The following is a 20,540-nucleotide window of genomic DNA, read 5'->3' as shown; positions in this document are numbered from 1 at the left end:
CAACGAACTGACCGAGGACGAGAAGGCGGACGTGAGACACGAACAACTCCCAGGCAGCCTCTGACAATACCAAGTAATTAACTCTTCTTGCAACTATCACCGAGTGATGAAGCTTGGGTATTTTGATGAAGCCTTCACTGAAGGTGCCGATGACTGGTTCCTTTTCGGCGGACTAGTCATAGAGGAAAGTAGATGGCGAATCATAGAGCGCATCGAAGAATCACTAAGTGACGAAGCCAGAGAAGTATTTAACGACGATCTTACCGAGATTCCGAAACCCCATTACGACAACAACCTCCGATCGGAAGCCAGCGAGACGATCTATGGCCACCTTGATTTCCTCGGGTTCACTCCAATCGTAGCTCTTGTAGACCAGACTGAGGCGCTTCGCTGGAACAAGGTTGAAGAACCGAGTGACATCTACAACATTGCCTTCAGCAACGTAGTCGAAAGGTTCCAGATGTACCTTCAGAAAAAGAATGACCCTGGGATTATGTTCATTGATGAACGAGATGATAAGAGCTTCAAGGATCTTCGCGAATACCACTATGAAATCAAAGAACAGGGTACTGATTATGTTGATCCAGAAAACATCGTAGGTGTTGCAGCGCCGCTTCGCGACGACAAGTCGAATGGAATGGCCTTAGCGGACTGGATGGTGAGTGCGACCGGGACTCACCTGATAAGGGGGAATTCGGACTACTATAGACATCTCTACGACAACTTCGACCGGCATCCACGTACGGATGAAGTGAAAGGTGTTGGTGTGAAAGTGATACCCGAGAGGTCAATCGGAAAGCTGGAAAAGCATCCTGATGAGGTGTGACCGCGCGGAACTCTATTCCAAAACGTAGGGGAAGAGCGAGTCCGCCGACCAATCCCCACCACCGCCCTCTTCGATCCACCGAAGGTAATCCGAGTACTCGAAGACGTGGAGCTCGTTGTACTCTTCCGGCGGAATCTTGTCGTAATGGTATCCGCCCTGCACGCTCCGTTCATACCGATCCTCTGGCGTCAACGCGGAGTGCGACGCGTAGCTCGACACCAACACATTATCAATCCGGGCTCGGCAAATCACTGCGGCTCCATTGATGTCGTGCGCGCCAAACATATCCACGTGCGGCCAGAGGAACACGCGGCCATAACGGACGGAACCGGGGATGTGGTAGAGGTCGTCTCCCGCGTGGTCGAACGGGTCATCGAAACCCTGTTCAACGATTGATTCGGCTCGCCGAGGATTGGATTCGTGGACTAAGACTGCTTCTCCCGGCTCGAGTTCCACTTGTTCGGCTTCACGCATCAACCGCGTTTTGTCCTCATCGCTTCGTGGCTCTGCTTCGATCCAATAGAGAGGGTTGATAGCCGAACGTTTGGCCATCGCTTCTATCGGCCCGCCTTCGGTAAAGACGTGGCCCATCCGTTCGTAGGGGTCGTCGGTTGAACTGATTCGTTCGAGTTCGTGTGCGTCCATTGGTCGTTGGTGCTGGCTTTCGTTAACCGTCTGTCCTCTCCAGCGCGACGACGTTCTCCACCAACGCATCGCTTTCCGGGTCGGCGGCGACGACGGGCGATCGGAGCGGCCCACCTGGGTCGTGGCGGAGTTCGAGGCGAGGGTAGTGCTTGTAGCCCACGCGGATGCCGTTGGTGAGGTCGATCACTGCAGAGGCGTCTTCTCGTTCCACGACTTCGCCGCGGCCAGTGTGTGAGCCGTGTTCGGCGAGCAGTTTGAATTCGACTTGGTCGCCTTGTTTGAGGCTTTGGAGGGTCGCGGTGCGCGGATCCGGGTTGGTGGTCATTACTGGACGCGACCGCTCCCACCCACTTAAAACCTATAAGGAAAGCATAACGTCACCACGTGCGTCCAAACCAGCGTATGTACCTCGAAGACCAGCACCCCATCCAACGCAACCGCAAGGAAGACCAGCCGTACAGCACGTGCCCCAACTGCGACGAGGAATGGCACGACCGGATCGTCCCCCAAGACAGTCGTGACATCGCCGATCTTCGCAACGCCAGGTTGTGCAGTACTGTCTACGGCGTCTTGATCCATCATCTGGAGTTCGAGGACTAGATCCGCCCCAGTGCCACTCGATGGAGAGTTGTCTTCAAGCGATTACTTCCGAAATCGGGGCAAGGAGATCGTCCTGCCGCAACAGGTTGCGCTGGACATCCTCCTTCCCCTTCCACGCACGAGGCCCAGTACCGTTCTCGCTCTCCAACAGACCGACATCCTCCAACTGGATGAGGTAGCGCGGGAGCTTGAACCGCTTTTGATTCCGATTGTTCCCCGAGTAGTTCCACTTCATCACGTCATCGAACTCGCGTTCGCCCATCCGAGGCATTTCGGGCTGTCCCAACGCACTGTAATAGTAGTGGCCGGACAGGAGGAGGTGCGGCCCGAGGATCTCACGAATCGTGCCGATGTGCTCCGCTCCCTGTTTGAAGAAGTGCGCCATCGCCGCATTCAGGTGTTCGGGCGGAGACTTCGGCTGCGCCAAGATTTCGATGAGGATGTTGTCAGCCTCGACCTGGTCGCTCTCCCACCGAACGAGATCAACTTCGGCGAGGATGTCGACGTAATCCCGGTACTTCTGCTCATCGACCGAACTCATCTCGGACAACTCCTGCGCGGTGATCGGCCCTTCGATGATCAGGTGCGAGAGCACGTCAAGGATCGGCGTGTACCGGTGTTCTGGGAAGGGGAGTTGAGAGAACTTCTTCGCCGACGACCGAACGAGCGCCTTATGCACTACGTTCTCCACCTCCTTCTTCTGACGGCGAATCTCAGACTCAATCTCGTGGAGGTGTGGCCGTGACACTTCTCCCGAGGCGGCGTCGACCGTGATCTCGCCGATGGTCTCCGCGTTCATAAATTTGACATCGACCGGCTTGTCGCGGTCTTGGTCGAAGATGACGCGGGGGAGACGGATTTCCAGTGGATAGATGTACTCGGACTCGGCGACCTCGACTTCGCCCAGTCGGGGTAGGTTTCCAATCTCAAAAGCCAGGGTCTCCTCGGCCTTCCTACGGGCTTCTGTTTCGCTGATCAATCGTCCGGTGTCCGAGTTCATTCTGAATCCTCCGTTAGCGTTTCCTGTAGTACTGCTTGTTCGTGTAGATCAACCGTGATCAAGCGGTTAAGCGTTGTGTCCCACGCATCAGCCACTAGATCCTTCGGGTAGACATCGTACATCCGTCCCCACGGGTCGTTCAAGACAACACGTTGGTCGTCCATCCCGGTTACGACCACTGCGTGAAGCGGGCCCTGTTCGTCGTACCCCTGCAACCGCATCGAGTCGACGACTGCAATAGTGGGAACAGTGTCTTCCAGTCCGTTTTCCACGACGGTGTAGAGAGAGTCCACTGGTGGCGCACCTCGCCACGTTTTCAACTTCCAGTTCACTGGTTCCGTTTCCTCCGAGAGCGCGTCGAGGTCGTCTTGGTTCGGCGCCCATCCGCTTTGGCGGATCCGGATGTGGTTTTTCATTTCGTCGGGGCGTAAGACTGGCGTAGCGTCTTGCACGGGGTCGGAGGGGTAGACGGTGGAGATGTATTGGAGTGTCATCCACATCGCGTACAGAAGGCACTCTGGCTCCCGGTCTGGTTGCGTGTGCCCGGGTACGCGGAGTGCGTCTATTCCATCCACCCTCGTCCACGGGGAGGGTGTGCTATCAACCCGTGAAATGAGGGACACCTCGGCAGTTGTACACGTATGAGTTTGACGTTGGAGCACTGATACATAGATCTTACCCCGCGACTGTCGGCGAGGCCTCGTTCAACGTATCTCCCATCCTCGTCCGGAGAGCGAGTAGCGCAACGATCTGCGCAGAAACGAGGCGCAACAATCAGTCTCCAGCGTAGTTCGCCGACGAGTCCGGTACGACGGTGTGGGAAACCGGTTCTGTCTCGATAGCATCACCTTCGGCGAGGAAGTCTACCTTCTCTCGTTCTCGTTCGAGAACCTCTGGCGAGAACTCTCCTAAGTAGTGTTTTCGGAAGGTCTCCCAGTTTTTCCAGCCACCCCACTCCATCACAACGCTGGGGAGTACACCGTCTGCCAGGACGTGCGTCGCCCACGAACGGCGGAGGTCGTGAACATCGACGCGACTCCAACCCTCATCGTTCGTCTCCTCTTCGAGGCGGTCGCAGGCGCGGCGAACGACTCGGAAGATTGTGCGATCGCTGACCGAGACAATCTCGTCGTTCGGGTCGAGGCCTTGGACGCGGGCGAGAGAGTCGATCTGCGTCGCAAGTTCGTGCGGAATCGGCGGCTCACGGTAGTGTTCCTTCTTTGCGACGCCCTCCCAGACGCGAATCCGTGGATGACCCTTTTCGTCCTCAACGAGGTCTTTGACTTTGACGTTGGCGAGTTCTTTGCGGCGGAGGCCGGCGCGCGCTGCGAGTTTGACTCCGATTTCTTTTTCGAGCGTTTCGTGATTGTTGATATCGTCGATGAGCATCTGGAGTTCTCGTTTGGAGAGCCAGACGCGTTTCCCGTCTCGGTCGGGGTAGGGTTTCATTCGCATAGGTAATTCAACGCGACTGTCCGCGTTGTTCATTTGTAGGACGCTCAAGGGTATGAGGGCTGCCCAATTGGGGGTCTTCAGCAGCGTTTTCAGGGGGGATCTGACCGAGATCGGGGGGATCCCGGACACCCTTCGCTGAGCTACCAGACTTCCAAGAACTCGTCAACCACTTCCTCGCCTTCCAAGTCCAACCCGTATGCCTCCCGCAGAATCGTCTCGTCCAACGCCCGCCGCAACTCGTCGAACTGCTCCTCCAACTCAGCGATCCGTTCCTCATCGCCGTGATACTCGTCCATCAACTCCACGACATCCGCGCTCGACGGCACCTCCATATTCAACACTTCCGACCGCGTGAGCCGGCGATCCTGAGCAGTCAACATCTCGAAGACGAAGTCCCGCACGCGTTCATCGTCGAACTCGAGGTGGTGGCCGCGCTTCATCACCACCTGGTACACCTTTTCCGTCGTCTGCACATCCATCTTCACGTCTTTCCGAATCGGCCCCTGTCGGTAATCATCGTCCGACAGGTCGATGGACTGTGCGAGGTCGAGAACCGCAGCCGACCGGTTGTAGTCCGAGAGGTAGTTGCGAACGTCCGATGTCTTGTACTCCAAGTCGGTGATCTGCTCCCGCGTCGCCTTGATCTCCCGCGCGGATTCAAGGATCTCCTCGTCCGGCGAGTTCTCCGGGAGGGAGATCGGGTGTGGCTCCAAGTACCGCTTGTTGTAGCTGTAGTACTTTCCGCCGAATATCGGCGCGATGTGTTTGTGCCAGAACTCCAGGACGCTCGAATTCAGCAGAGCGGCATAGTAGAGGTGGTCTTCCGACGAAGGAGCGTACTCCTCCATCAAGTCGACTCCGTATCCGCCGGCGTTCCCTCCGCCGATGAAGTAGTACTTGCCCTCGGTGTCGACCGAGAACCGGTTGTAGTCACTCATAATGTTCGTCATTATCTTGTCCGGCTCCATCTTCGCCAAGTTCTGACTTCGACCGAACGCCCACCACTGGTCGACATCCTCCCACTTTCCGCCTTCACGGCCTTTCAACTCGTCCTCGTGGTTCTTGAAGAACGCCCACGTGTCCGGATAATCTTCTTGTAACGTTTCCCGCGTCAACAGTTCAGCGTCGCCGTCCTCGACTTCGTACGGGAACAGCAGCCACAGTCCTTCCCAGTCCGCTCCCCAGTGGTCGATTTCACTTCCCTTCAACAACCTGCGGAGTAGCTTCTCATCAACCGGTTCGGGTTCGTCCCCGCCTTCACGGAGGAACTGGACGACGCCCTCATCATCCGCTTCACCGACAACCTCGCCGACGAACACCTTGTTCCACCCAGTGATCAACCCCTGGAACACCGAGTTCGTAATGTCGCCGAGTCGAGCATCACCGCCCTCAACGATAGCATCGAACACCTGCCGTTCCTCGTCTGGCATCGGCTTCCAACTCGGAAGGTGGTCGTCTTCGTTGTCTCTACGCATCCGTTCCTTCGAGTACGTGAACAAGTCGTACTCGGAAACATCACTGGGCGTCTCCCATTCGTCAAGGTGGTAAATCTCCTCCAGCACTCCGTCACGCTCCTCGGCGAATCGAGCGCACTTCACCTCATCGTCGGAGTCAGATTCGTGATCGACGGTGAAGATGGACGGGTACGGAGTCGCCGCATCGAACACCTCCACGTCTTTGAAATCAATTAGATGCGTGATCGGTTCCTCGGTGAGGAGTTCTCGGATGTCCTCGGCGTACTCGTGCGTTTGGACGCGGTTCGGGCAAATGTATGAGAGGCTTCCGCGGGCGGAAACCCAGTCCAAACCACGCTCAATGAACGGCACGTAAATGTCGAACGACTTGCTGTCGATGGAAGAGTACCTCTCCGCGTACTCTTCTTTCGGCCCGGTGATGTTCTGCGTCTTCACGTACGGTGGGTTCGCAACCACCACCTCGAACTCCATCTCGTCCTTGATCCGGTCAACCTCATTCCTGTCCTCAATGAACGCCTGCGCCCGCCCGTTGTAATCCGCGAACTGCTGAATCTGAGCCTGTTGACTGTCACTACCCGTACTTCCCTCCTGCTTCTCGCGTACGGTCGGTGAAAGAGTGTCTGCTACGTGGATCTCGAACCCGTCCATCGTGTAGTGCGGATCCTTCTCCGTGACTTTGTCGTACAGGTCGACGGTGCGGAACAGGAGGTTGATCTGCGTGATGTGGACGGCGAACGGGTTGATGTCGATGCCGTAGATATTCTCTTGCGCTCGCTCCAGGATCGTCCGCGCTTCTTCTGCGTCGAGGCGATGGATGCTCGTCTTCCCGAACTTGTTGAGGTAGTGTTGAATGAGGCGGTCGCACGCTTCGGTAAGGAATCCCCCACTCCCGCACGCCGGGTCGAGGATTTTCTGCTGACCGATGCCTTCGGTCGGTCTATACCCGGTACTGTCCAGCATAAACCGGATGACTTCAATCGGGGTGTAGTACTCGCCGAGTTCCTTCCGCTCTTGCTTCGGCAAGTAGTCTTCGTAGACGTGGCCGAGGATGTCGCGGTTGACGTACTCGAAGTCGAACCGATTGATTCGTTTCAATACGACTCCGAGTGTGTAATCCAGTTCATCTTCCAACTTCGCTTGCCGGCGCTTCTCCTCCGAACTAAACCGGTTTCGCTTGTCTCGACTCACCCACCACCAGTCGAAGATTCCCAATTCGTACAGGTCTCCGTAGTGGTCATCGATGCGGTCGTAGGTGTCCATCAACGCTTCGAGGTATGGACGTTCATCACCGCGTTCGACGGATTCGGCCATCCCACGGCCCGATAGACGGGTGTTCCCGACAATCTCCTTGTCCTCAGCAATTCGAGCGAACAATGCCCTGTTCAGTACGATGTACGCCGTCTCACGACAGAAGGTCTTCTTCGCATCATCGCTCTTCCCCGTGTACTCGCGCCAATCCTGCCAGTCCGGGTAGGTCGTTTCGAGGAAATCGTGGGGGTACGATCCTTCAGGGCGATCTCGATAGTCGTCGAAGAACTCCATCATCACGTCGCTCAACTCGTCGAGCGAGTCCTTCACTGCATCAACGAACAGTTCGTACCCTTCGTCATCCGTTCCAGGCTGGTACTGAACAGGTACTTCACGAACGCGTTTCCGGAAATACTCGGCGTCGCCGATGTTGACGAACCGGTCTTGGCGGAGAACGTCCAGCTCGTCTAGCGACTCGCGCAGTTCCGCGCCTAGCTCGTCAGCAGTCGCTATGTCCTCAATCTCAAACGAGTCAATGGAACGAACAGCCCGTTCATCTGGACGGTATTCGTACAACCGGAACTCGTGGCCGTTCGTCAGGACGCCGTACTCTGCGCTGCCGACGCCCGACATATATGTCTCCAATTGATCGACGTCTTCCAATGCAAGGTCGTGAGACGGTCGTTTTGTCTCACATACGACGACCGGGAATGGAGGGTCGCTGTCGTCGAAGCAAAGAACGTCTTTCCGATCATCTTCGAAGTTGACGTGCCCTTCTCCTTCGGTGCGAGACCAGCCGAGTGCATCTGTGAAAAGGTGATCGACAAGGCTGAAACGAAAGTCGAACTCACTCCCTTCCTCGCGTATTTCCTCGTGGATCTGGGTGAACGCATCCCGAAGGTCAGACGTAGCGGCCTCAGACATTACCTATCCCTTTCATATGGTCTCCTCTTAAACGTTCATCACGATGGAGGACGTCCCACAACCCGCACCAGAACCCTACTCGATTGGCGAACGCGTCCGGGTGTACGTCGCCGAGGATGACCCAGATCGTCGGTTCCACGGGTCAGAGTGCGTGGTCGTCGATCGTTTCGAGGACTCCTTGGGCGGGGAGACTGGGCGCGCACTTGACCGCTATTCGTACCGGGTACGGCCCGCTGACGGTGACAATCCGCTGCCGGTTGGGTTCCGGCACTTCGACCTCGTCCCTATCGCCGAGAACGAGTGAAACCCCTTCACTTCATCTCGAGCTGGCGTACTGCATCGGCCGGATCTAGACCGTGTTGAAGACTGAGCACCCTGGCCATTTGCCAGGCCCGACGAGCGTTCCCTGGTTCTGCATCCCGGAATTGGTAGGAGTACCGGGTGAGCGCGATCACGAGGATCAAGTCGTCCTGCGCGTGTCGATTGGACATCAAAACCCCTGCTGGCCGCGCCTTCCCGTTTAAACTCGAGGTCAGCCACTAGATCCGCACCCACGTTTCCAAAATGGCTCAACGCAAGTGTAGACGCCTGAAACCGGTGGAATTAGGTTTTAGGCGATAGGCGACGTCGCACTCGATCGGGGCACCAACACACAAGCAACACACCTTGGTCGGGTGGTGCCCTAGTGCCCCTCATTCGGTTACTCGTGATACAACCACTGGTTCCAGGTGCTCGAGATCCCGAGATAGACGTCCTCACGATCGGGTAAACACTTGCACGCCAGTGTCCCACTCACGCATCGGAGGTGACCCCTCACTTCGAGTTAAGATAGACCCCGGTTGGAGTTCGTGAGAGGCACCCACCCTCTCCTCAACGAGGAAGGAACCCACCACCGAACGGATCTCGAGCACCCACCTCCTCCGCGTCCCTCGCGAGCACGCACGCGCATTGGAGAACGACGAACCCCAGATGTTTAGGACGTGTCCCGGCCCCTGTCCCGGAACAAAGTTTAGTCATTCAGACACTTTTGATCCAATATGGAGCTATCAGAACGAGAACAAATTGTACTCGACGTACTCTCACACAACCCCGAAGAAGCGATGTCGACCGGCGACGTTCTCACCGAAGCGAAAGCCTACGATGACACACTCCAGCACAACAGGCAAATCACCCGCACGTTCGACTCGCTCGAAGAACGCGGTCTCATCGTCACTGAAGATGGAGACGCGGATCCGCCTCTCGCGGCCCCACGACTGGCGCGGTTGACGTTGGCCGGTGAACAAGCAGCGATGTCAGTCGAGGTCGCTCCCGTCTCCGTCGACGACCTCAGTGACCTCGAGGAGGAGCTGAATAGCCTGGCGAGTCACGTAGATCGCCTACAGACTGACGCCGCGAATGACGACGATTTAGCCGCTCTTGAGGCGGATGTGGAGCGACTCAAGCGCCGCATCGACCAACTTGCCGGGGAAGTCGGGCAGTCCGACGACCTCGCAGAATTGGAAGATCGAGTCGAGTCGCTCGAAGGAAGCCAGCGATGGCACGTGCAGCAAATCGACGCCTTGGAGGAGCGCGTCGACGATGTCGATGAGGATGTTGAGTATGCGACGAGCATCGCTGAGGAGGCGTGGGCGTTCGCTAATGGCATCGCTAGGAAACTTGACTTGCCGAAGCCGGCGAACCTGCCGTCGCGGAAGAGGAAGGTGATCTTGTCGAACAACTGGCCGCGTAAGCTACGCGATTGGAAGCGGTGAGAAGTCCCGAAAGGGACGTTCGGAATCGCCTTTTGAAACCGAAACTGTCACCTCCAACTCCTCTGACAGACAAGGGTGGATGGACGCTCACGGATGTGACCCCCATCACGGATCCGCGGCGCATCTGTTCATAACCCGTGATATAACTTGAATGCCGGCACGCCCGGGCTGCTACATTGCCTGGGGTCGTTGGTAGCACACGCGAGTTGTACAGGCAGTAAACAGGCGTCGTTCTCGCCGACTGAATATTGTTAACTTGTGATCGTAACGACTCTGGCAAGCATCTTCACCCAAAACAAATCAATCATCGAGTGTTGGCACTGGTGTACCCTCCGGAATGAAGAATAGACCATCGAACTCCTCCGCTGGATTCGTGTTAAGCACCCCCATCATCTCATCTTCATCATCCACCCGAGCGCCCATCACCAACCGCTCGGCATCCTCCTGAAGCCACTGCTCGGCACGCTCATCATCCCGCAGTGTTTCCAGATCGACGAAGAACGGGCCGTCATCGACCTCCGACAACACATCGGCAAGTGACCCTGCCGGTGCGTCAGGTCGGTCGAACGCCTCGAACGACCCCTCCTCCATCGAGAAACTGAGGAATGATTCCTCGCCCACGCTCGACGCGATGTTGACGTACTCCAACTCCTCCGCTCGCGCCAGGTGCTCGCCCATCGACGGCCCATCGCCGAAACTTCCGTCGGCGAACGGGCCGCGGTTGACGTGGTTGTTGTGCGCCCAAACGACGACTCGGTTCGATGATTCGTATTCGAACGCCCAGCGGACGTTTTCGGCCATCACTTCCGATCGAAGTGCCACAGCCGACTCCTGCTCAGAAACCATTGACCAGTGTTCGCCGCTCTTGGCGACCACTTCTAGATCTCGCTTCGCCAGTTCGAACTCTCGTTCGGAGCTGGCTTGGATGTACTCTGAACGATTCTGCTCGAATCGATCCAAGAGTTGGTCAGCAATCTCGCTGTATCCGGTGGCAATCTCGTCCAAATTGGCCTCCAAATCGATACTTATCGCGTTCTCCGCAATGCGTTCCAGCGGGTCGGCGATCTCGTCGAGAGCATTCAGGTCGACGCGCTCCAGGAACGAGACGATCCGCGTCGGGGTGGAGAAGTTCAAATCGATGCCGTGGACTCTGACCTGATCGTCGGCGTCCCGGCCCTCGTTGAACGAACGGATCCATTCGATGAGTTCGACCATCGGCTCGCACTGGTAGATGGCGTGAACGCCGTCGTGAGCGATCACATCGTGCGCGGTTCCGTCGCCACCCGTGACGTATTCGTCGAGGACGACTGCGCCGGAGAACTCGGTTTCCAGCGCGAACACGCGGAAGTCGTGTTCCGTGACGAGATAGCGAAACAGTCGATACCTGTATTGGAAGACTTCGTTGGTGCCGTGGGAGTGTTCCCCCAGTCCAACGACTGTTGCGTCGCCGACAATGTCGGCAATCGGTGTCAGCTCCGACTGCGGGCTGTTAGGGTCGACAGAGGTTAGTATGGTTCTTGCCTCGATGATTGCTTGGGAAATGGGTTCTAACTCCTGGTTTTTGCTTCCCTGATCCTGAGGGGTCATCTAACGAGACCTCTCAGTGTGTTCTAAAAAAAGGTTGACTTTCTGATGATGCTTCTGGTCTGTCGCAAAACGGGTTGTTCAACGTTGATGCTAGATCCGCGTTACGCAGCTACTCGTCACCCGACTCCACGGCCTCAGAACCACCATCCGACTCGTAGTCCATCACAGCATCCTCACCGTACTGCTCAATTTCGTTCAAATGGTTCCGACAGTACTTCTCCCCAGGCTCCGCGTCACGGTGGCAACGGTCACCAGCGCCTTTCGCACGAGCACGGCACTGCCCCGGTGTTGATGCTTCCATTTGCGCATCCAACTCGTCCTCTGCCTCCTCTGCCTCTAACTCTTCTATCTCTGCCTGCAGACCACTCAACAACTCCTCTACCTCCATTTCCAATTCCTCGTTCCCGTCACGTTTCGCCGCCTCGAGCAACTCCTTGCCGTCGCGGATATGCTCGCTGATCCACTCTCTTTTCACGTCGTGATCCGCACCGGTCAAAAAGGTGTTGTGGAGATAGTCTTGCGCCATACCCGTCCAATCTCTCGCGTCAAGACGAGCAGCATACGGGACGCTCCGATTCAGCCGCCAAAGCACTGTACTGGGGTCGACAGCTGATCGCGCCGCAACGAGCCGACGCATCCACTTCTCAGCGTCCTCATCTTCGACATCATCCATTTCGGTAGCGTCGAACTCGTGGCGGAGGACGCCGGCGACAAGCCCGGCCTTGTGCGTCGTCTTGGACGGAATGTCGTTAGAATCAACGTGCTCAGGGTCAATATCTGGAACGGGATCCGATTTGACCATCGCTTCGATGTCGTCTGAGGAGAGGTATCCTTGGTACTCGTCGGGATCATACTCGCCTTGGCGTGCATCCCTGGGGTATGCGCGGAGGAGTTCCTGGAGGGCTTCGACCGGGTTTTCTTCTCCCGTTAGTTCGCGTGCTTCGTCAACCAAGTCGACGGTTTCGCGGACTGCTCGTGACCGGTTCGGGCCGATTCCTTCATCGGTGACTTGATTGGCGTATTCGTCGAGGAGCGACAGTGTCTCGTCGTCGAAGTTGATTTGCACTGGCTTTCCCATCGTTGGTTACGGTTAGTCAGGAAAACATAAATTCTTATTGAACTATTGGCTCCCTCCCCTTGTGTGACTCGTGTCGAGAGAGTACCCCATCCGAACAATCCTGAATAATTATTGGAATATACTACCCCTCCCCCTGTGCAGCTTGTTACGTGAAAGGTGGGGGAGACGCCGACCGGCAAAAACACGCAACAACACGATGATCGCAGTGAAAGGATCTTCGTTGGCGTGGGTTCACGCTGGTGTATCGTGGACGTTTGTTGTTATAAGTAGTACTGTCGAGAAAAAGATAAATACCCTACACTATTACACTACACCGAGGCTATGACGCAAACCGAGGTTAGCTTGCTAACCGAGGGATGGCATCCTACGCCCTTCTGCATCTCGCCACAACTCCTCTTGGCCTTCTGCGTGTTCTTGTCGTTGTTCGACTAGGGCACTCTCTCGCATCGTGTTACACAGAGGGAGGGGTAGAATAGTTATTGAACTATTTTGTTATCGGTTTTCGTCCTTCCACTCCCCTTTCCCTCTCGGACTGCCCCACACATAGGGAGGGGCCAAATAATTCAACAACTATTTCGTGGTAGCAGCGAGGCTCGTTTAGGGTCGTAGAGGAGTCGCTTGTGCTTTGGAGGTATCAGTCATACCACTTGCTCGACGTACGAAAGCGAGCCAGGAACGTGGTCTGCGTGGAAACTGGCGAATCCACGGGGCAATGTGCGCGAAAGCGAAGGGGGTGACCGAGGTCAGCGGGATCCGCTCGTCAATGTGTGTCTACCTCCCCGGCGATTCTGAGATGCTGCTTGTACCACACCGTGATCTCGTCTGGGCAGTCGGTCGTGACGCCGCCGTACTGGTAGAGGACTTCAAGGAACTCTTCTTCTGTGAGGGTGTCTCGGTCATTACTAGGCGGCTTGGCGATCTGGGCTGCGTAGCACGTCCGTGTGTACAATTCGCCGGCGGGATCGATCGCGGGTCGCGGAGGCACTGGATGAACTCGCTGGGTATGAGGGCGCAACAGTCGCGAGTCACTGCGAATTATCCGTGTTGTGCGGCTCCGCATCGTCGTCGAACTGTCGGAGTTGGTCTAGATCCGCCGACGGGTGGGAGTAGTATTGGTGTTCGTAGATGCCTCGAGCGACTCGCGTGATTCGACCTCTTTCGAGGAGTTTGTCAAGGAGTTCATTTGCTCGTGGGCCGGAGACGTCAAACTCACTGGCGACCATTTGGCGGGTTGCTCGTCCTTCTCGTGCGACGTAGGTGTCTACTTGCTGTGCTTTTGGCGTTATGTTATTACGTTCCGTCACCGATCAAATGTAGTGTCGCGTGTGTGATAAGGGAATCGCTGGAGAGCCCTTCACAGGGATAGGTATGTTAATAATTGGGCTTTCTATCATACCCTATGGGTGATAAGTCTTATACTGTCGCCTAACCAACGACAAATTAGGAGATGCACGATGCGCCTGAGAAGACCCACGACGGAGCCCACCACGCCGCCCCCGGGGCGAGCGGCAGTGGCGGCACATCCCCAACCACGTCGCCCCAGTCAGCAGCAATGGATCGAGAATACCCCATCGAAGTCGACGAACCCCTTAATGGGGAGCTGAAGCCGCGAGAGCTGGCTTGCGACGACTGCGGTAGCGCAGTACAACCACACCTTCGAGTCGAATTGAGCTCGTGGGCAGCACGCGTCCACTACCACTGCACGTCGCACGGCGGCGAGGAACACCAGGCTGTGCAGGTTCTGCGAGCCCCAGACGACGAGCGCGGTGTCCAGCACGAACTAGACGGTCTCCGACGAAGCCGGACGCACTGGCGGCTCGACGAGTGCAAGCGAGACGCGGTGTTCCGCAACGCCCGAGAAATCGGGGGTGATGACCGATGACGCGCCGACTCACTCCAGGAGAGCGGATCGTCACACACCCGTGCCCTGAGTGCGATTGGCGAGGTGAGGCGAAGAAGCCAATCTACGAGGGAGAATTCCCGGATCCAACCCAGATCGCAGTACGATACGAATGCAACTGCGGTTGCCGGTTTGACGTCCTCGAGGACGGCGGCAGCGTGGAGTTGGTCGAGCACAGCGACGACATTGAGCAGTTGATCGCCGAAGACTTGCACCGACTCAACGAGCACGAGCACACCCGCGGGATCGAGACGCCATATTGGGTTCCATCGTTCGACGAGTCCACCAGGGAGGTGGGTGATGATCAGTGACCCGCTCGTTCGACTTGGGCGACCTGGTCGTCGACCTCGAGTCGGAGGATGAGGACTGGCTAATCGTCGTCAACCCGACCGAGACGCCCGCGAGCGAGTACACGGTCTGGGAGACGCCCGAGGACGACGCGGACATCTGCGCCGACTACTACAACCCCGAGTACCCTGCTGATGACCGCATCGTCGAAGCGGTGTACTTCGACGAAAGCCTTGATCGACTCGGCCCCTGGGACATCGACTCCCTCCTTGGGCACTATGAGGAGGGCACGCTGAAGCGGTATGGAATCAAGACGTACGGCTTCCCCGAGTCGCGTCTCGAACGAGAGGAACTTGACGGGTTGCGGTAGCCGGCGGATCTAGCTCAGAACAGAAATGACTTTCAAACAACCTCTCGCTCGCGCTGGCCGCCTCCCCTTGGGGAGCGATGGTTCGATTCCATCGGCGGGCCATCGGGTGAAAAGCCCAATTGCGTACCCCGGAGCGAAGATCAAGATTGCCGGTTGGATTGTAGATCATTTGCCGAAGCACAGAGTATACGTAGAGCCGTTCAGCGGGAGCGCATCCGTGTTCTTCCGCAAGAACGCCGCCGAATGCGAAGTCTTGAACGACCGCAACGGAGACATCACGCACTACCTCACAGTAGTTCGCGACCGTCCTAGTGAACTCCGCGAGTGGCTGGAGGAAACGCCATACAGCCGCCAGTACTTCAACGAAATCAAAGAGCGGTGGTTCGACGAAGGTGAACGTCCCGACGATCCCATCCAGCGCGCTGGAGAGTACTTTGCCGTGCTGGAGCAAGGGTACACGGGTGACCTCGAACCAGGTGGTTTCTCTCGTCCTTCAGTTCACACAAACACGTGGAAGGTGCGGACGTGGGAGAACAAGATCGACGAGCGGATTGACGCTGCAGCTGAACGGCTCAGAGACGCCTGCATCGAGCGCCTGGACTACAGGGAGTGTATCGATGCGTACGACTGTGAGGACGCCGTCGTGTACTGCGACCCCCCTTACTTCGACCGTTCGACGGATTACGGTGCCGAGGACTTCTGTCACGAGGTGTTCGCGGAAGCGGTACGTGGCTTGGATGCACGCGTTGTCGTGTCGTACGACGATCTCCCCCCGTCGTTCATCGATCTCATCAACGAGGATGACTGGGTTGTCGCTGAGAAGGACGCGACTCGTACTGTCGTCAACTACCAAGAGACGGATGAGGTGAAGGAGCGGTTGGTGATGAATTTCGACCCCCACGCGGTAACGGTTACGAGTCAGTCATCGCTTGAAGGGGCTGCCGGCGACTAATCTGCGACTTCTCCTTCTTTCCTTTTCGTATTTCTCCAGCCGCATAGCCCACCTGGACAGCTTGATTCCGCCAACAGGAGAAAGACGATGAGTGGGATGACGAGCTACTCGGAGCGACTTGGGCGGCGAATCCCACTACAGGTTCAATTTTTGTTATACGGGTCTAGATCCGCACCGACCGGGTTTACGCGCTGGGATCACGGCTTCACTACGTCGAGTACAGTTATGCTACATTAGCATATCCGAGCCCACGAGCGAGAACGGATCCCTGGCCATCTTCATCTAAGTCTACCTTCTACTACCTCCTCGCGCATCCCGTCGAGCGCGTCTATGAGTTCGTCTATTCGTTCGTTAACAACGTCTTCGCCCTGATATTCCGCGTGGTTCCGCAACGTATGCTCGATCCCATACAGATACGCATCGATCTCTTCGTCGAGTGAATAGTTCAGCTGGACAGTAACAGTATGAAGCACGCTCCACCATCCGAGAGGCCCAATTTCTCGATCCTCCTCCGGATATGTTTCAACTGCCCCGGGAAGTGTCTCAAGGTCATCGAACTCCTCGTACGCTAGTTTCGCCATTTTAGCGGATATACCCCCGAGACGCGGCCATAATTCAGCGCCCTTCTCGCCCATTACCCCTACCATCTCGGCCTCGTCCATCGACATCATCTCGTTCCAGTTGGTTGCTACGCCCTCTTCGACGAGCGAATTCCATCGATCCCGTTCGTGTTGGATGATGGCGTCAGAGTCGCCTTTGAACGCAATTGCCGCCTTACTCCGATCTTCGGTTTCGGGATTCCAGGCGGGTGCGAACGTGAACGCTTCACAGGCGTCCAGTGAGGATACCCGTTCGACCGCGTCGATAGCATAATTATCGATGACTCGCTGTGCGTCCTCCGGGGTATTTGTCTCGAATTGAATCCCCGTCCATTCTGACATATGCTTGAATAGATAACAGTATGATATGTATTTGTATGATTCATATTTGATGGTTTCTGGTCACGTCAAACCGTGAGTGTCCGGGACTCCCCCAAACCAAGACAAACCACCGCGTTTTGCCGTTGATCACCCCGTGGAGAGTACTTGCACGGGAAAATGTCCTACTATTGCGCTACAAGGACAACGAGGACAGACGAATTGACTCTGTCGAGAGGTGTCTACACAACCCAATTATTCACTTGTTCAATTGTGGATTTTACTATCGTATATTTGAAATACTGTAACATTATCGTAACACAATATGTCGTCTGCGACGACTGGCGACCGCATCTGGTACGCAGTCTTATTCCATCTCACACGACAAGAATCCTTGACCATCGAGGGCCTCAGAGACGAGATGGAAAACCCACCGGCCCGACAAACAATATATCGCCGGTTGGAATCGATGGTAGACCTAGGCGTCGTCGAAAAAGAGCCAGGGGAAGGTTCCGCACCATCCGTTTACCGCGACCCAAACGCTGAGAAACGACCGAGAACAGGCAAAGAGAAACCACAGGTCAACTACCCTCTGTACGTTCACAATGTCGGAGGTCGGGAGCCTGACGGTTCGCCTACCTATATTGGGCCGTGGACTTTCTCGACGAAGATGGTGAGAGACGTAGTTGAAGAATGGATTGAGGGACGAGTACTCAACGCGTGCGCTGGAAAAACAGAACTGGAACACGACGCCGAAATCGTCAGGAATGACATCAATCCTGAGATGGACGCCGACCTAAACCTGGACGTAACAGAGTTGGGTGAGCACTTCGAGGAGGAGTCGTTCGACAGCGTTGTGTTTGACCCGCCATTTGACCAGTCACAGGCCAAGGAGCACTATTCGATGCACGACACCCAGCGCGGGCCAGCTCGGCGGTTATTGATGCGGTTGGTGCGGCCCGGAGGGGTGTTCATAGAGTGTGGCTGGAATGATCACGGGCCGGCGTTGGGATATGCGGAGGACTGGTATCGCGAAGCGTGTCATAGGTACCGAAGGGGGCCGAGTTATCAACCGATGTTCCTCACGGTGGATCGGCGGCGAACTGTCTTCGGCTAATACTCAAGAATGCGGAAATCATCATTGTTCGCAGCAGCCGAGTAGCAGAAGCTTGGATAGTTGACGTTGTTCAAATTGAGTTTTTGACCGATTGGTACGATGGCGAGTGAGACTACGGGGTGTTCGTCGTCCACTTGACCCACGTCTGATCAACTGAACCACTCTCCGCACGCCAGTCTCCTCCCCGAGGATCCGTACCGGGTTATGCGTAGCCGAGGAATCCACGGGTGATTCTGCTCTACAGTATGTTATCCGTGGTTTCGGCTGTACGGAATTCCCCGAGTGTTGTGTAGCGGTGTCCCTGTGGATACTTCGACTCGTAGGGAATCGGATCTTCGAGGCGGTAGAGACTGCCCTCTTCAAACCGGACTACTTTTTTATTTTCACCAACCTTGGCCCGGTCAACGTACTCGGACGGTTCCCGGACGAGGTCTGGCTCGTCTGGATCAACCACATCCTTCACGGTAGCAAAGTAGCGTACCTCTCGGACATCCCCAGTAACGTACATCGCCACATAGTTGAAGTCACGACCGATACGAACGAACCCCCAAGCGTTGTTTTCGAGTAAAAAAGGAATACCTGATTCACGGGTCGGAAAGACGGCAACCTGAGCGTCGTCTTCTCCTTCAATATCCTGCCGTCCAATTTCCCCAACCACACTATCTTTGATTGCTTCAATATCTGCTTCTTCGCTCCGGCTATCGTTATCTATTTGTTCACTTTCTATCGTATCGGGTTCTTTGTCTGTCGACTTACCAATAAACTCGCGTCGGTCTCGAAGGGTACTACGAAGGGCGTGGACAAAGTCCAAACTCTGCTCTTCGAGGTCAAGCGGGGTTTCACCTAGCTCGTCCCGTAGTATGTCGGTGAGTCGTTCAGCAATAGGTTCCTCCCGGTCAGTCAACCGACGGATTGCTCGGTTTGTCTCCGTGAGTTGTCGCGCTATTTCGTCAGCCCGACCGGACTGGATCGCGTCTTTGGTAAGAATTTCCAATATCTCAGGGTTCTCACCTACCTCGTCCAAGTCGAACGTAGCAATCGAGGTTTCTCCGTCGCGTCTGTCGTCACCGTTGACGCTGAGGATTTCGAAGACCCTCCCGTTAGTAAGGACGCCCCAATCGACGGACAACTCCTGTCGCATATAACTCTGGAGTTGTCGAATATCGGATTCACTGAGATCGCTTCGTGCTGGTTTCGCTTCAATAAACACGACAGGTGTATCACCGACCATCAACGCGTAATCAACCCTCGAAGATTGCGTTCCCATCTGGACGGTGTATTCGAGTTGGACATCTGTCGAATAGAAGTCCCATCCCAATAGGTCGATGAACGGCTGGACAAGTTTGACCTTCGTGTTCTCCTCGTCCATCTGTGGTGAGGTCTCCAATAGGGTCTGCGATTGGTCGACATAGTCTCTAACCGCCCCACCGTTCATAATATCAGAAAGTCTGCACGCCCCCTACTTCAATCCATCTATAAAATCGGTTACCACAACCAGTAAGCACCGAGTCTACCCACTTCCACTGTGAGATAGGGAGTTCGGTTCGGTGTATCTCGGTATCGGTTGTGGAGTAACATCCCAAAAACTGCCCTCAATTGGCCTTATAACGGCTACTACCTATCCTACCGGTCTCACTCGTCAACGATAACATCCCTGTCCGCCCCTCGATACCTTCCGTGACGGATTCCCAGAAACCCTCTTCCATTCAACGAGCAATCTCAGCTGAACTCGCGTCATCGTCGGGACGGTCGGCCATACAAGATAGTTAGAGACGTGTCATTGAGGCTGTATCAGGAGGTCTATAATGCCACTGTGTGAGCGTGGTGTATGGACGCCAACGAGATCCGACGATGGAGTGACCGCTACGACGAGGTCTACGACGACGACCTTCGAGAAATTGAAGACCGACTCAATGATGCTCTTCCTAAGCAGGGCTACATCACCCAAGATCAACTCGAAGACGTGGTTCAGTGGAAACTGAACGGTCAGAAGGGACGCCGGGATCTGAATATCGAGAAGGTGAACACCGTCCCAGACGAGTTTATTCGACGCGTCAGCGAGGCTGCGTTTCTCGTCAAGGATCCGGCACTCCAGTTGAAGACGCTAAAGTCGATTCCGGGGATTGGCGGGGCGACAGCCACGGTCATCCTTCGATTCAACGACCCGAAGAATTACGCTATCGGTGACCGGTATATCGTTCACGAGTTCTTTGGGGAGGATCGAGGTATGCGTGTCACCGACTACCCGAAGATACTGGAGGAACTCCACAACCGGAACCCCGACGACTTCGACCTTCGAACCGTCGAGAAGGCCTACTATCAACGGTATCGAGACGAACACGAGGTAGGTGATTGGTGAAACCAGCAGATTACGCAGGATCCGACTGATTCGTGAAGAACGGCCTCC

Annotated in this window: 21 protein-coding genes; 10 read left to right on the top strand and 11 right to left on the bottom strand. The window is 55.9% G+C overall.

The genetic code is table 11. The annotated features are described in order from the left end of the window. The first annotated feature begins 106 nt into the window (after positions 1-106). The gene (locus GS429_RS15900) at positions 107-826 is read left to right on the top strand and encodes a DUF3800 domain-containing protein (RefSeq protein ID WP_160066325.1); all 720 of its coding nucleotides are present in this window, start codon (positions 107-109) and stop codon (positions 824-826) included. A 12-nt stretch (positions 827-838) separates the two neighbouring features. On the opposite strand, the gene GS429_RS15895 is transcribed toward GS429_RS15900, so the two are convergent. Beyond that, the gene (locus GS429_RS15895; RefSeq protein WP_160066324.1) at positions 839-1,471 is read right to left on the bottom strand and encodes a hypothetical protein; all 633 of its coding nucleotides are present in this window, start codon (positions 1,469-1,471) and stop codon (positions 839-841) included. A 22-nt stretch (positions 1,472-1,493) separates the two neighbouring features. Further along, positions 1,494-1,796, bottom strand: a complete 303-nt coding sequence (locus GS429_RS15890) for a hypothetical protein (RefSeq protein ID WP_160066323.1) — start codon at positions 1,794-1,796, stop codon at positions 1,494-1,496. A gap of 77 nt (positions 1,797-1,873) precedes the next feature. On the opposite strand from GS429_RS15890, the gene GS429_RS15885 reads away from it, so the two are divergent. Next, complete coding sequence (locus GS429_RS15885) at positions 1,874-2,071, top strand: hypothetical protein (protein ID WP_160066322.1); 198 nt, start codon at positions 1,874-1,876, stop codon at positions 2,069-2,071. Positions 2,072-2,105: 34 nt separating this feature from the next. Here GS429_RS15885 and GS429_RS15880 read toward each other — a convergent pair whose 3' ends face one another. The 4 genes from GS429_RS15880 to GS429_RS15865 all read right to left on the bottom strand — a co-directional run bounded on the left by GS429_RS15880 (position 2,106) and on the right by GS429_RS15865 (position 8,173). Next, a complete protein-coding gene (locus tag GS429_RS15880) occupies positions 2,106-3,071 on the bottom strand; it encodes a hypothetical protein (protein ID WP_160066321.1) in 966 nt (321 codons plus the stop codon). After that, a complete protein-coding gene (locus GS429_RS15875) occupies positions 3,068-3,364 on the bottom strand; it encodes a cysteine peptidase family C39 domain-containing protein (protein ID WP_160066320.1) in 297 nt (98 codons plus the stop codon). The genes GS429_RS15880 and GS429_RS15875 overlap by 4 nt, the downstream gene beginning before the upstream one ends. Positions 3,365-3,845: 481 nt before the next feature. Further along, on the bottom strand, positions 3,846-4,655 hold the full coding sequence (locus tag GS429_RS15870) for a site-specific integrase (protein WP_328821434.1): 810 nt from the start codon (positions 4,653-4,655) through the stop codon (positions 3,846-3,848). Between the two features lie 11 nt (positions 4,656-4,666). After that, the gene (locus tag GS429_RS15865) at positions 4,667-8,173 is read right to left on the bottom strand and encodes an Eco57I restriction-modification methylase domain-containing protein (protein WP_160066319.1); all 3,507 of its coding nucleotides are present in this window, start codon (positions 8,171-8,173) and stop codon (positions 4,667-4,669) included. 43 nt (positions 8,174-8,216) lie between these two features. On the opposite strand from GS429_RS15865, the gene GS429_RS15860 reads away from it, so the two are divergent. Further along, positions 8,217-8,477, top strand: a complete 261-nt coding sequence (locus GS429_RS15860) for a DUF8139 family protein (RefSeq protein ID WP_160066318.1) — start codon at positions 8,217-8,219, stop codon at positions 8,475-8,477. A 733-nt stretch (positions 8,478-9,210) separates the two neighbouring features. Next, entirely contained in the window at positions 9,211-9,924 is a 714-nt protein-coding gene (locus GS429_RS15855) for a hypothetical protein (protein WP_160066317.1), read from the top strand. A 300-nt stretch (positions 9,925-10,224) separates the two neighbouring features. Here GS429_RS15855 and GS429_RS15850 read toward each other — a convergent pair whose 3' ends face one another. From GS429_RS15850 to GS429_RS22705, 3 genes are all read right to left on the bottom strand, one after another. Continuing rightward, positions 10,225-11,511, bottom strand: a complete 1,287-nt coding sequence (locus GS429_RS15850) for an erythromycin esterase family protein (protein WP_160066316.1) — start codon at positions 11,509-11,511, stop codon at positions 10,225-10,227. A gap of 109 nt (positions 11,512-11,620) precedes the next feature. After that, positions 11,621-12,589: a hypothetical protein gene (locus GS429_RS15845; protein WP_160066315.1), complete on the bottom strand. Its 969-nt coding sequence runs from the start codon at positions 12,587-12,589 to the stop codon at positions 11,621-11,623. Between the two features lie 1,025 nt (positions 12,590-13,614). Next, positions 13,615-13,893 carry a FeoC-like transcriptional regulator gene (locus GS429_RS22705; protein ID WP_425438204.1) on the bottom strand — a complete coding sequence of 93 codons (279 nt, stop codon included), beginning with the start codon at positions 13,891-13,893 and terminating at the stop codon, positions 13,615-13,617. Positions 13,894-14,036: 143 nt separating this feature from the next. Here GS429_RS22705 and GS429_RS15840 point away from each other — a divergent pair, with 143 nt between their 5' ends. Genes GS429_RS15840 through GS429_RS15825 form a run of 4 tightly spaced genes read left to right on the top strand, consistent with a single transcriptional unit; the run spans position 14,037 to position 16,099 of the window. Continuing rightward, a complete protein-coding gene (locus GS429_RS15840) occupies positions 14,037-14,471 on the top strand; it encodes a hypothetical protein (protein WP_160066314.1) in 435 nt (144 codons plus the stop codon). Continuing rightward, positions 14,468-14,800, top strand: coding sequence for a hypothetical protein (locus GS429_RS15835; RefSeq protein WP_160066313.1), 333 nt, complete (start codon positions 14,468-14,470; stop codon positions 14,798-14,800). Before GS429_RS15840 ends, GS429_RS15835 begins: the two co-directional genes overlap by 4 nt. Further along, positions 14,797-15,147 (top strand): hypothetical protein, encoded by a 351-nt coding sequence (locus tag GS429_RS15830; protein ID WP_160066312.1) that lies wholly within the window; start codon positions 14,797-14,799, stop codon positions 15,145-15,147. The genes GS429_RS15835 and GS429_RS15830 overlap by 4 nt, the downstream gene beginning before the upstream one ends. A gap of 25 nt (positions 15,148-15,172) precedes the next feature. Further along, complete coding sequence (locus GS429_RS15825) at positions 15,173-16,099, top strand: DNA adenine methylase (protein ID WP_160066311.1); 927 nt, start codon at positions 15,173-15,175, stop codon at positions 16,097-16,099. Between the two features lie 278 nt (positions 16,100-16,377). On the opposite strand, the gene GS429_RS15820 is transcribed toward GS429_RS15825, so the two are convergent. Then, positions 16,378-17,040: a hypothetical protein gene (locus GS429_RS15820; RefSeq protein WP_160066310.1), complete on the bottom strand. Its 663-nt coding sequence runs from the start codon at positions 17,038-17,040 to the stop codon at positions 16,378-16,380. A 370-nt stretch (positions 17,041-17,410) separates the two neighbouring features. Between GS429_RS15820 and GS429_RS15815 the strand changes: the two genes are divergently transcribed. Beyond that, on the top strand, positions 17,411-18,133 hold the full coding sequence (locus tag GS429_RS15815) for a TRM11 family methyltransferase (protein ID WP_235920833.1): 723 nt from the start codon (positions 17,411-17,413) through the stop codon (positions 18,131-18,133). Positions 18,134-18,371: 238 nt separating this feature from the next. On the opposite strand, the gene GS429_RS15810 is transcribed toward GS429_RS15815, so the two are convergent. Beyond that, complete coding sequence (locus tag GS429_RS15810) at positions 18,372-19,502, bottom strand: type I restriction enzyme HsdR N-terminal domain-containing protein (RefSeq protein ID WP_235920832.1); 1,131 nt, start codon at positions 19,500-19,502, stop codon at positions 18,372-18,374. A 459-nt stretch (positions 19,503-19,961) separates the two neighbouring features. On the opposite strand from GS429_RS15810, the gene GS429_RS15805 reads away from it, so the two are divergent. Then, the gene (locus tag GS429_RS15805; protein WP_160066308.1) at positions 19,962-20,492 is read left to right on the top strand and encodes a hypothetical protein; all 531 of its coding nucleotides are present in this window, start codon (positions 19,962-19,964) and stop codon (positions 20,490-20,492) included. Positions 20,493-20,540 lie beyond the last annotated feature (48 nt).

Source organism: Natronorubrum halalkaliphilum (assembly GCF_009834785.1).
GTDB classification, from domain to species: Archaea; Halobacteriota; Halobacteria; order Halobacteriales; family Natrialbaceae; genus Natronorubrum; species Natronorubrum halalkaliphilum.
Note: the sequence above shows the minus strand (reverse complement) of the source record. Positions and strands in the feature narration are given on the sequence as shown.

Excerpts from the sequence above, each read along its gene's own strand:
- GS429_RS15900 (WP_160066325.1), top strand. The coding sequence starts at position 107 with ATGAAGCTTGGGTATTTTGATGAAGCCTTCACTGAAGGTGCCGATGAC.
- GS429_RS15895 (WP_160066324.1), bottom strand. The coding sequence starts at position 1,471 with ATGGACGCACACGAACTCGAACGAATCAGTTCAACCGACGACCCCTAC.
- GS429_RS15890 (WP_160066323.1), bottom strand. The coding sequence starts at position 1,796 with ATGACCACCAACCCGGATCCGCGCACCGCGACCCTCCAAAGCCTCAAA.
- GS429_RS15885 (WP_160066322.1), top strand. The coding sequence starts at position 1,874 with ATGTACCTCGAAGACCAGCACCCCATCCAACGCAACCGCAAGGAAGAC.
- GS429_RS15880 (WP_160066321.1), bottom strand. The coding sequence starts at position 3,071 with ATGAACTCGGACACCGGACGATTGATCAGCGAAACAGAAGCCCGTAGG.
- GS429_RS15865 (WP_160066319.1), bottom strand. The coding sequence starts at position 8,173 with ATGTCTGAGGCCGCTACGTCTGACCTTCGGGATGCGTTCACCCAGATC.
- GS429_RS15860 (WP_160066318.1), top strand. The coding sequence starts at position 8,217 with ATGGAGGACGTCCCACAACCCGCACCAGAACCCTACTCGATTGGCGAA.
- GS429_RS15855 (WP_160066317.1), top strand. The coding sequence starts at position 9,211 with ATGGAGCTATCAGAACGAGAACAAATTGTACTCGACGTACTCTCACAC.
- GS429_RS15850 (WP_160066316.1), bottom strand. The coding sequence starts at position 11,511 with ATGACCCCTCAGGATCAGGGAAGCAAAAACCAGGAGTTAGAACCCATT.
- GS429_RS15845 (WP_160066315.1), bottom strand. The coding sequence starts at position 12,589 with ATGGGAAAGCCAGTGCAAATCAACTTCGACGACGAGACACTGTCGCTC.
- GS429_RS15840 (WP_160066314.1), top strand. The coding sequence starts at position 14,037 with ATGCACGATGCGCCTGAGAAGACCCACGACGGAGCCCACCACGCCGCC.
- GS429_RS15835 (WP_160066313.1), top strand. The coding sequence starts at position 14,468 with ATGACGCGCCGACTCACTCCAGGAGAGCGGATCGTCACACACCCGTGC.
- GS429_RS15825 (WP_160066311.1), top strand. The coding sequence starts at position 15,173 with ATGACTTTCAAACAACCTCTCGCTCGCGCTGGCCGCCTCCCCTTGGGG.
- GS429_RS15820 (WP_160066310.1), bottom strand. The coding sequence starts at position 17,040 with ATGTCAGAATGGACGGGGATTCAATTCGAGACAAATACCCCGGAGGAC.
- GS429_RS15810 (WP_235920832.1), bottom strand. The coding sequence starts at position 19,502 with ATGGACGAGGAGAACACGAAGGTCAAACTTGTCCAGCCGTTCATCGAC.
- GS429_RS15805 (WP_160066308.1), top strand. The coding sequence starts at position 19,962 with ATGGACGCCAACGAGATCCGACGATGGAGTGACCGCTACGACGAGGTC.